Genomic DNA, 11,122 nt, shown 5'->3' on the forward strand with positions numbered 1-11,122 from the left:
GCGGATCGGGACCAAGCTGAACACGGACTTCCTGGTAGGGATGGGGAAGCAGAACGAGAGCTTCATCATGATTCTGAACATCGACAAGGTCTTTACCCTGGACGAGCTGAGTTCCGTTTCGGAGGGGATCGCGGCTTAGTTTGCAGTTGCTGGTGATCGGCAGCAACGGTTATCTGATCATAAGCGAAAATCTAAAATGAATAGGCGGCGTCATGGGCTCCATGACGCCGTTTTTTATTCTTTATATAACGATTATCGTTAAATAATTGGGCTAAAGTTAAAGATGGTGATGCCGATTAAGTATTAAGTCCAAAACAGTATAATGTTATAGCGTAATATAGAAACATATTATTGTTAAGCAAGGAGAATATGAAATGGAACTGTTAAAGTTTAAAAACTGGAAAATACTTACAAAAATACTCAGCGTTTCTGTTGTTACAATCGCTTTATTTCTATTTGGCATTTTATTCTATTTTTTACCGCTTGTAGAAAAGAACATGATGGAAGAGAAAATCACCTCAACCCGCAATGTGGTTGAGGTGGCGTATAAGCTCATTGAGGAATACCAAGGCAAGGCCAAGAGCGGCGAACTGCGGACTGCAGATGCTCAGAAAATGGCTTTGGCTGCTGTAAAGAATCTTCGCTACATGGGAAACGAATACTTCTGGATCAATGATCTGGAACCAAAAATGCTGATGCATCCGATTAAGCCGGAAATGGATGGGAAAGACCTGGCTGACGATAAGGATCCCAACGGCAAGCGGATCTTTGTGGATATGGCCACACTGGCAAAGGACAAGGGAGAGGGTGTCGTCAACTATATGTGGCCCAAGGAAGGGTCAAGCCAGCCTGTTCCCAAAGTCTCGTACGTCAAGCTTGTCAGAGAGTGGGGCTGGGTTGTTGGCAGTGGCATCTATGTTGATGACGTCCAGGCTGAAATGGCCAAGATCAAGTGGCGGATCGTCATTGGTGCAGTCGTTGGCGCCATCGTCATCTTTCTATTTGCGTTCTTTGTCGCTCACAGGATCAAACGCGCCCTTGGCTCTGCCGTAAATATCGCCAAAGCCATTGCCGTTGGCGATCTCAGTTCCACTATCAACGTTGATGCCCAGGATGAAACCGGCCAGTTACTCGCCGCCATGCAGAACATGGTCGAGAGACTCAAAGAGATCATGAAAGATATTGAGGCACTTTCGCTAGCTGCGGTGAACGGGAAGCTCGATACCCGTGCTGACGCATCCAGGCATCAAGGGGAATTTGCGCATATCGTTGATGGCATAAATAAGACGCTTGATGCGGTTATCATCCCACTTAACGTTGCAGCAGAGTATGTCGCGAGAATTGCAAAGGGCGATATCCCTGAAAAGATTACTGCAACCTATAACGGCGATTTCAATGAGATAAAGAACAATCTGAACTTGTTGATCGGCGCCATGAACATGGTTTCGAACGTTGCTAAAGAGATCGCAGCAGGGAATCTCCTGGTGGAGGTAAAAGAACGTTCAGAACTCGATGAATTGATGAGGGCGCTGGCGGCAATGACACATAAACTCTTGGTCGTTATGGGGAATGTCCGGATTGCTGCCGACAATGTTGCAGCTGGCAGCCAGCAACTCTCAGCAAGCTCAGAAGAGATGTCTCAAGGGGCGAGCGAACAGGCTGCTGCTGCAGAAGAAGCATCAAGCAGCATGGAACAGATGTCGTCCAATGTGAAACAGAATGCCGATAATGCCCTACAGACCGAGAAAATCGCCGTCAAATCGGCGGAAGATGCCAAAGCGGGCGGCAAAGCGGTGGAAGAGACGGTTCAGGCCATGAAAGAGATCGCCGACAAGATCTCGATCATCGAGGAGATTGCCCGCCAGACCAACATGCTGGCGTTGAACGCCGCCATCGAGGCGGCTCGTGCCGGCGAGCATGGAAAAGGGTTCGCCGTGGTCGCCTCAGAGGTGCGCAAACTGGCAGAACGGAGCCAGAATGCGGCTGCCGAGATCAGTGACCTGTCGGCTTCAAGTGTCCAGGTGGCTGAGCGGGCGGGTGAGCTGCTCTCCAAGATGGTTCCCGATATTCAACGGACAGCGGAACTGGTCCAGGAGATCTCTGCGGCCAGCAAAGAGCAGGATACTGGTGCCGAACAGATCAACAAGGCGATCCAGCAGTTGGATCAGGTGATCCAGCAGAACGCTTCTGTCTCTGAAGAGATGGCCTCCACTGCCGAAGAGCTTGCCTCGCAGGCTGAGCAGTTACAGGTTGACATCAGTTATTTTCGTCTAGATGAGCGAAGCATGGCACAGGTCGAAGCAAGAGGTGAAATCCAAGGATCATCCCAGGCTAAGGCTTCCCCGATTGCCCATTACAAAAAATCTCCCGTTGTTCAGGAAAAAAGAGTCTTTACGAAAAAAGCAGTCGGTGCGGAGGGGTTCGGTCTCGATTTTAAAGAATGCAGTGACCAGTTGGACAGCGAATACGAGAAATTCTAGGGAATTTGAATCCTTAACCAGCACATTTGTAGAGATGCACGATGTACGGAGGTTTTATGAGCATAGCGAGGATAACGGAGACGGTGCAGTATCTGACCTTCAAGCTGGATGACGAAACCTTTGCGGTGGATGTGGCCAAGGTTCGCGAGATCCTGGATTTCAGTACGGTCACGAAGGTGCCGCAGACGCCCGATTTCATGCGCGGGGTGATCAACCTGCGGGGGAGCGTGGTTCCGGTGGTTGACATGCGTCTGAAGTTCGGCATGAGCGAGACAGAAAAGACGGTGGATACCTGCATCATCGTGCTGGAGATAACGCTGGATAACGAGACAGCCGTGGTAGGGGCTCTGGCCGATTCGGTTCAGGAAGTGCTGGAGCTGGAGCCGGAGAACATCGAACCAGCGCCGCGGATCGGGACCAAGCTGAACACGGACTTCCTGGTAGGGATGGGGAAGCAGAACGAAACCTTCATCATGATTCTGAACATCGACAAGGTATTCACCCTGGACGAGCTGAGTGCCGTTCAGGAGGGGGTTGCTGCCTGAATTGGTTATAAACCATCAGACCATATTCTCTTTTCGGGGGACCATTATGTTGAGTAACTGGTGGAAAAATCTGCGTATCGGAAAAAAGATTTTTGGTGGGTTTGGCGTGCAGTTGTTAATTTTGGCGCTGGTCGGAACTGTAGGAATTGCCAGCATATATAAACAGCTTGCGAATTTCGGCAGCATGAATACCGTGAATCAATTGATTGTGGAACTGTCGCAGAAAGAAACGGATCATTTGGCGTGGGCGAACGCCGTCAGTGCATCGTTGATATCGGGCAAGGCTGAAAGTCTCAAGGTGCAAACCGATCCGCATAAATGTGCTTTCGGCGAATGGTACTACGGTGCTGGACGACAGAACGCCGAACTCTCATTACCATCCATCAAACAAGCGCTAACGGATATTGAGGAGCCTCACCGAAAGCTGCATGAGTCGGCAGTAGCAATCAAAGGACTGCTTGAACGAGGGGCAGTAGCCCAGGCTGCAGCACTCTACCACAGTGAAACCATGCCAAATCTGAAGCTGATCAGCGAAAAGCTGGGGAGTGTCAAGAAAGACCTGACGGATTTCAATGCAGCTACCAGGAGCAAGACAGAAAAACAGGGACGACAAGCCGCTCTTCTGATTGTAGCCATAAGTATCGCAGCACTCCTGGTCGGCGTGATCGCTATGCTGGCAACGACCCGGAGCATAGCCAAGCCGGTCAATGCATGCATAGTGGCAGCAAACAAGATTGCGAGCGGTGATACCTCTGTCGAACTGGATGTCAGCGCACAGGACGAAACCGGAATGCTGCAACAGGCGATGACCGGGATGGTGACGGCAATCAACGGGCTGGTGAATGATACCAATATGCTTTCACTGGCAGCGATGGAGGGGAAACTGTTCACCCGTGCCGATGCTTCCCGCCATCAAGGTGGTTTCCGCAGCATCGTCGAAGGGGTCAATGGAACCATCGACCGGTTGGTTGGCCTTCTTGATGTGATGCCGGCACCGGCCATGATTATCGACAGGGATTTTACAGTACAATTCATGAATAAGCTCGGTGCGGAAGCTGGCGGGAAAATCCAGCAGCAGGTTGTCGGGACCAAGTGTTATGATCACTTCAAGACATCTGACTGCAAGACGAACAAATGTGCATGCCAGCAGGCATTATTGACTTCTCAGCCAGCTTCCGGGGAAACTGATGCACATCCCGCTCCTGGGGTGAATCTCGATATTGCCTACTCGGGAGTTCCACTCAAGGACCAGCAGGGTAATGTCATTGGCGCTTTTGAAGTGGTGACTGACCTGACCGCGATCAGGAAGGCGTCGCGAGTCGCGGATAAACAGGCCAGGTTCCAGACCGAGGAAGTCAATAAGCTTCTTAACAACCTGGAACTGCTTGCAAGTGGTGATCTCAATATCCATACCGGTGTTGCGGCTGAAGATGATGACACGCGGGAGATTGCGCGGAATTTTACAAAGATCAATAATGCAATGGGGCAGAACGTATCGGCTCTCAGACAGATAACCGAAGCAGCCAAAGAGGTCTCGCAAGGGAACCTGCAGGTTGAACTGAAGATGCGTTCTGACCAAGACGAGCTGATGCATGCCCTGTTCGACATGGTTGCAAAACTGGTAGAAGTGGTGACCAATGTAAAGGCTGCATCCGACAACGTGGCGAGTGGTTCTCAAATGTTGTCATCAACATCCGAGGAGATGTCTCAGGGGGCTTCCGAACAGGCAGCTGCAGCCGAAGAGGCGTCCTCAAGCATGGAACAGATGTCGTCCAACATCAGGCAGAATGCTGACAATGCACTGCAAACCGAGAAGATTGCCGTCAAGTCTGCTGAAGATGCCAAGATCGGCGGTAAGGCGGTAGTAGAGACGGTGCAGGCCATGAAGGAGATCGCCGACAAGATCTCGATCATCGAAGAGATTGCCCGCCAAACCAACATGTTGGCGTTGAACGCCGCCATTGAGGCGGCTCGTGCAGGCGAGCACGGCAAGGGGTTCGCCGTGGTTGCTTCAGAGGTGCGCAAGCTTGCCGAGCGGAGCCAGAATGCGGCTGCTGAGATCAGTGAGCTGTCGGCTTCAAGTGTTCAGGTGGCTGAACGAGCCGGCGAACTGCTCACCAAGATGGTTCCTGACATCCAGAGGACAGCGGAACTGGTCCAGGAAATCTCTGCTGCCAGTAAGGAGCAGGACTCTGGCGCCGAGCAGATTAATAAAGCTATCCAGCAACTCGATCAGGTCATCCAGCAGAATGCCAGCGCTTCGGAGGAGATGGCTTCCACTGCCGAGGAGCTTGCCTCGCAAGCTGAACAGCTGCAGGTTGCCATCGGCTTCTTTAGCGTGGGTGATCAAGGGTGGGCAGGCAGTGGTCCGGTCCAGACCGGGAATAAGGCTCTATCCAGGGCAAAAAACCCTCAGATTGCCCATTACAAAAAGGCTCCCGCGTCTCAGGAAAGGAGAGTCCCCATGAAAATGGCGGTGTCTGCCGAAGGATTCGGGATTGAACTAAAGGAGGGTGCGGACAAGCTGGACAGTGAGTATGAAAAATACTAGAGAAACCGTAAACCTCAAAATGTGATTCTGGAAAGCCCTTCCGTAAAAAACGCCGCGACAAACGCGGCGTTTTTCGTCCTCGGCATCATTTTACGCTGCTTCATTCTCTTGAATCGTTCATAGTGCAAATTTTCGAGATAGTTGAGAATAATTCTGTTACCTGCCTGATTTCATCAAAGAGCATGACGAGGTTCTTCTGGAAGTTATCCTCCGGGCTCGCGGGGAAATTGCTCATCATTGCTTCTGCGCGAGACTTCAGTTGATGGATGGGAGTATTCAACTCATGTGCAATCCGAGCGCAGTAATTCTTCGTCGCCTGTTGTGCCTCATCGCGTTCAGCAGTACAGGCTCGGATCTGTTCCTCTTGTCTTTGCAGAGCCGTGTTCTGCTCTTCGATCTTGGCGCGCAGGGCAATGTTCTCTCCTGCAAGCCATTCAAGGGTCGTTGGCCCATCAGGGATGAGCGGATATGAGTCACGTCCTCTTGAGGCGCAGTTTCTTGAAAATACCATTGGTTCCTCTATGGCAGATATTTGGTTGACCTTATAACGGTTCAGTATAAGTATCTCAAGCAGAAAAGGAATCAGGATATTCCTGATATTTGTGGTAGAGAAACCCTTTGGTGGGGAGGAGGAAAGAAATATTTGTGCCGGTCCGATGGGGAATACTGTCAATGTATTGCCAGAAGGATCGTAATGGCCGTGCCTTGACCGGGAGCTGAATCTATCCGCATGCTGCCGCCGAGATGCTGCACGCGTTCCCCGATGTTGAAGAGCCCATATCCACTGTCGATCTCCAGTGATGCTGCAGCGGGTACCGGGAACCCTGCCCCATTGTCTCTCACGGAGACTTCAATCGTGTCATCGTGAAGGTTGCAGAGCACCTGTACCGCTGAAGCGCGGGCATGTTTGAGAGCATTCATAAGGAGCTCACGGACCGCCTGATAGAAAAATATCTTTATGTCATCTGGCAGTGGTTTTTCAAGGCAATCATCCAGAAATGTTACTGGCAGGCCGTGGTGTACCCGAAAGGTTTCTACAAGGTCTTCCAGCGCAGCGGACAGGCCTACCTGGTACAGAATGGGGGGGCTGATCTCGGTCGTGAGTGACCTGGTTATGTCGATTGACTGCTCGACCAGGCTGGTAATTTCTGCTGCCAGGAGTTGATGGTTGGCAGCCAACGGTAAAGACCGCAGATAACCAAGCTTTATTCTTGCCAGGGCAAGCGGTTGTCCGACACCATCGTGGAGGGTCATTGCCATGCTGCGTCGTTCCCGCTCCTGCATGACTGTCAGAGAGGTCGCAAGATTGCGCAGCCTTTCTTGGTACTGGAGCACCGCCTCATCGGTGCGTATTCTTTCTGTTATGTCCTGCCCCATGGCCAGGATACCGATCAGTCCTCCCTGTTCTCTCAGTGGCGTGGCATGCCATTCACAGGAGATGGTTTTTCCTTCTTTGGTGAGATTTTCGGAGATAAAACTAGTAGTTTGATCTCCAGTAATCATCTTTTCCAATGTTTGGTTCAACACTGACCTGGCCTTTACGGAAAATACCATGGTGAGGGAGTTGCTGTGAACCATTTCGTCTTTCGTGAAGCCGAAAATCTGTTCGGCTGCCGGATTCCATTCATTGATGATAAGATCCGGGTCGGTAACGATACAGCCGATGGGGAGTCGGTCGAATAGCAGGCGGAGACGCGAGAAGAGACGATCCCGTTCTTCGGCAAGTGCCTGCTGTTCTGTGATGTCTATGGCAATTCCCCCGAGATAGGTATTGTTGCGTGCCTCGTCGGGGATGGCGAATTTGTAGACTTCCCAACTGAAGGTGTCATGGCCTCGGGGAATCTGAATTCGGGAATGGGTAGATACCCCCTCCTGAAGAATCCTGTAATCCTCTTCAGTAATCTGCCGAGCTATTGTCGAAGGAAAGATTTCGCTATTGGTTTTGCCGATGACGTCATCGGTATCGGCATTGAAAACCTGCAAGAAATGATCGTTGACGAAGACATGTCTAGTCTCCGTATCTTTAATGAAAACTGCTGCAGGGGTGTGTTGCATGAAAAGTCGAAACATTTCACGGCTTTGGCGCAGATCTTCTTCGAGGCGTCGATGTGCGCTGATGTCGGTAACGGTACCGACAGCCCTGAGCGGTGTGCCATCGGCACTCCGTTCCACCACCATGCCTCGTGCCAGTACCCAGCTGTAGGAACCGTCCTTGTGGCGGAGCCGGTATTCGGAATTGTAATAGGTGGATTGCCCGATCAGGTGTTTGTCCAAAGCACTGCGGCAGGTGAGCCAGTCGTCAGGATGGACCCGTGTTTCCCATTCGGCAAGGGAATCGCCGATTTCGTCTTCTCCATAACCGAGAATGGATTTACAACTGGTAGAGTAATTGACCTTGTCGTTGACTATATCCCAATCCCATACTCCGTCTCCGGTAGCTTCTATGGCAAACTGAAGACGCTGATCGATTTCCTGCAGCGCTTTTTGTTGCTCAGCCATTTTTCGAAATGCACGACTCAAAAGTGCGTGGAGAAGTCCGGCAGTGATGGCAATGAACAGCATCCCCTTGCCTGTTGCAAAAATGCGGTGATAATGCTGTTCGACAACGAACATGCTGAGCAGTGTGTCCGAGCATACGAGCCAGATTATGGATAGGGCTGCGTAAAGACCGACAATGCGCCATGCTGCGTGTCGTGTATCGATAGATGGCATGGTGGTATTGTGCTCCACATTTTCATGAAGAATGTTTGTATCCGATAAAATTCTAACACAGATTGCCAGCAAGGCCTTTACTGGAGAAAAGTATTGATGTATCGACCGATTTTTTTTCAGAGAGGTGTGATGACATCAGGTATTTCACCCATTTGTGTAGGGTATTCCCTGATTCATTAAAATATGGAAATATCCGAGAATAGCGCTGATGATTGGCCTGTCTCGCAGGAGCATTATCCTTACGCTTAACAGGTCCAATCACAAATGGCTTTGGGGGAGCCGGTATTTTTCCGGGTTCCTTTACAGCAGTTGAAAATCGAACATACTTAACAAAATGGTTGCAGAACAATTTAGCGTGAAGGATGACAGATATGGTAACTCGCGTTGTGCTTGCCGATGACCACAAGATTGTCCGCGATGGTTTGAAATCGCTTCTCCAGCAGAATGATGACATCGAGGTTGTCGGGGTGGCTGATAATGGCCGGGAGTTGATCGACCTGGTGGAACAGGTGAAGCCGGATATTGTATTGATGGATGTCAGTATGCCGGACATGAACGGGATCGATGCTACCCGCCGCATCGTGCATACCCATCCGGGCATCCTGGTGATGGTGCTTTCCATGCATTCGGATCGACGCTTCGTTATCGAAGCGCTCAATGCAGGCGCCCGCGGATACCTGTTGAAAGACAGTGCCTATGAAGAATTACTGCAGGGCATCCAGACGGTAGTTGACGGTGAATTCTTCCTGAGCCCGAAAGTCGCCGGAAGAGTCATCCAGGATTACATCAGACGTACTCCGGTCCCTACTGATACGGCATTTTCTTTGTTGACGACACGGGAGAGGGAGGTCCTGCAACTTATCGCCGAGGGCAAAAGCACCAAAGAAATTGCGTTCACCTTCAACGTGAGCATCAAAACTGTGGAAACCCAGCGCCAACAGATCATGAAGAAACTCAAAATTTTCAATGTCGCAGAACTCACCAAATATGCCATTCGCGAAGGTCTCACCTCTTTAGACTGATGCTGGGGCCGCATGCGCGCGGTCCCAGGTTTCCTGCCATAACGATCTCTTTCCTCCCAAAAATCAGGGTCTTCGGCGTTGCCAAGAGCTCGCACTGTTCATGCCTCACCACGCGCTTTCCGCATTCAGGCTCTACACCCAGAAGTAGTAAAAATTAATGTCTGCTAAGGCATTCCCCGAATAAATTTCAGGAATAGCCTGATGGATGTGCTGAGCCCCGTTCCGACAAGAGATAATTGGGGATAGGATATTCTGCTTGTAATACAGGCAGATATCGGGAAGCGCCGATTACCGGGATTCCCCAAAAACTCAGGCAAAGGAGATAAAATGAAAAAACTCAGTGACTTGAAAATTGGTGTGCGTCTCGGACTAGGTTTCGGTGTTCTCCTTGGTCTGATGGTGTTGCTCAACGGGATTGGGTTACTGAATATGCAGCGGATGAACGATCGGCTCGAACGGATCGTCAAGGTGAACAACGTCCGCATCAAATGCGCCAATGATGCCGCTAAGGCAGTTCACACCATTTCTAGGGTTATGCGAACAATTGTGCTTCTCGATGACCAGCGGGCGAAACAGGAAGAGGTGAAGAAGATCGAGGCAGCACGCGTCATCTATAAGGAAGCAATGACAAAGCTGGAAGAACTTGATGCCACGGAAAAAGGGAAGGAGATGTTGGCAAAGGTTAAAGGCGCCACGACGACAGCATCCGCAGCGAACAACCGGGTAATCGAGCTGGGTCTTGCAAATAAACGGGCCGAGGCGGTTGCCCTTCTGATGCGTGAAGCCGTACCCCTGACAGCCAAAGCCCAGGATGCATTTGACGAGAACCTTAAATATCAGGAGGAACGGGTTGCTTTCCGCTACCAGGAGGCGGAAAGCTCATATGCCCATACACGTATCATCATGCTGACGATCGGTCTGATTTCTTTGCTTGTTGGAGCTTTGATAGCATTTCTCCTCACTCGAAGCATTACCCGCCCGGTTCGGGAGTTGGCCTTGGCTGCAGAATCCCTCTCCCGTGGCGATGTCAATGTAGCCATCGAGGTACGTTCCACCGACGAGGTCGGGCAACTCTGCGGTTCCTTTGGCAGGATGGTAGAGAATATTTCGGAAACGGCAAAGGCGGCTGAACGGGTTGCAGCTGGTGATCTGGCTGTGGAAATCACCGCGAAATCGGATAAGGACGTCTTGGCACAAAGCATGATATCTGTGGTGAAATCATTGCGTGAACTGGTCACAGATGCGAACCAGCTCTCGGAAGCAGCCGTTGCCGGTAAACTTGCGACCCGGGGAGATGCGGATAAGTTCACCGGCGGGTACAAAGAGATCGTCAATGGGATAAATGCTACACTCGATGCGGTGATCGGGCCATTGAACGTAGCTGCGACATATATTGAACAGATCAGTAAGGGGGTCATCCCCACACACATAACAGAGAATTACAATGGTGATTTCAATGCCATCAAACAGAATCTGAATGTTCTGATCGATGCGATGAACAAAATCACTGCTGCGGCCAAGGAAATTGCCGGGGGCAATCTGGTAGTCGAAATCAGGGAGCGTTCCGAACACGATGAGCTGATGAAAGCGCTCGGGGCAATGGTCCGGAAACTCTCGGAAGTCGTTGCTGAAGTCAAGTTCGCTGCTGACAACGTAAGCCAGGGCAGCAACGAGATGAGTACCGGCAGCGAGCAGATGTCCCAAGGGGCAAGCGAGCAGGCTGCCGCAGCCGAAGAGGCCTCAAGCAGCATGGAACAGATGTCGGCCAATATCAAGCAGAACGCCGACAATGCGCTGCAGACCGAGAAAATT

General features: G+C 50.9%; 7 protein-coding genes. 5 read left to right on the forward strand and 2 right to left on the reverse strand.

The window, feature by feature from the left end; translation table 11 throughout:
• Positions 1–374: 374 nt before the first annotated feature.
• From GJT30_18670 to GJT30_18680, 3 genes are read left to right on the forward strand one after another with little or no spacing between them, the layout of a single operon-like run.
• The gene (locus tag GJT30_18670) at positions 375–2,480 is read left to right on the forward strand and encodes a HAMP domain-containing protein (GenBank protein ID MSM41645.1); all 2,106 of its coding nucleotides are present in this window, start codon (positions 375–377) and stop codon (positions 2,478–2,480) included.
• A 56-nt stretch (positions 2,481–2,536) separates the two neighbouring features.
• Positions 2,537–3,025 (forward strand): chemotaxis protein CheW, encoded by a 489-nt coding sequence (locus tag GJT30_18675; GenBank protein MSM41646.1) that lies wholly within the window; start codon positions 2,537–2,539, stop codon positions 3,023–3,025.
• Positions 3,026–3,071: 46 nt separating this feature from the next.
• A complete protein-coding gene (locus GJT30_18680) occupies positions 3,072–5,576 on the forward strand; it encodes a HAMP domain-containing protein (GenBank protein MSM41647.1) in 2,505 nt (834 codons plus the stop codon).
• A 100-nt stretch (positions 5,577–5,676) separates the two neighbouring features.
• Here GJT30_18680 and GJT30_18685 read toward each other — a convergent pair whose 3' ends face one another.
• Both GJT30_18685 and GJT30_18690 read right to left on the reverse strand, forming a co-directional pair.
• Positions 5,677–6,087: a hypothetical protein gene (locus GJT30_18685; GenBank protein ID MSM41648.1), complete on the reverse strand. Its 411-nt coding sequence runs from the start codon at positions 6,085–6,087 to the stop codon at positions 5,677–5,679.
• 158 nt (positions 6,088–6,245) lie between these two features.
• Positions 6,246–8,288 carry a PAS domain S-box protein gene (locus GJT30_18690; GenBank protein ID MSM41649.1) on the reverse strand — a complete coding sequence of 681 codons (2,043 nt, stop codon included), beginning with the start codon at positions 8,286–8,288 and terminating at the stop codon, positions 6,246–6,248.
• A gap of 371 nt (positions 8,289–8,659) precedes the next feature.
• On the opposite strand from GJT30_18690, the gene GJT30_18695 reads away from it, so the two are divergent.
• Positions 8,660–9,310, forward strand: a complete 651-nt coding sequence (locus GJT30_18695) for a response regulator (GenBank protein MSM41650.1) — start codon at positions 8,660–8,662, stop codon at positions 9,308–9,310.
• A 327-nt stretch (positions 9,311–9,637) separates the two neighbouring features.
• Positions 9,638–11,122, forward strand: a 1,485-nt coding sequence (locus GJT30_18700) for a HAMP domain-containing protein (protein ID MSM41651.1), incomplete at its 3' end; no start/stop codon positions are given.

The organism is Geobacter sp., from assembly GCA_009684525.1.
Taxonomy (GTDB): Bacteria; Desulfobacterota; Desulfuromonadia; order Geobacterales; family DSM-12255; genus Geoanaerobacter.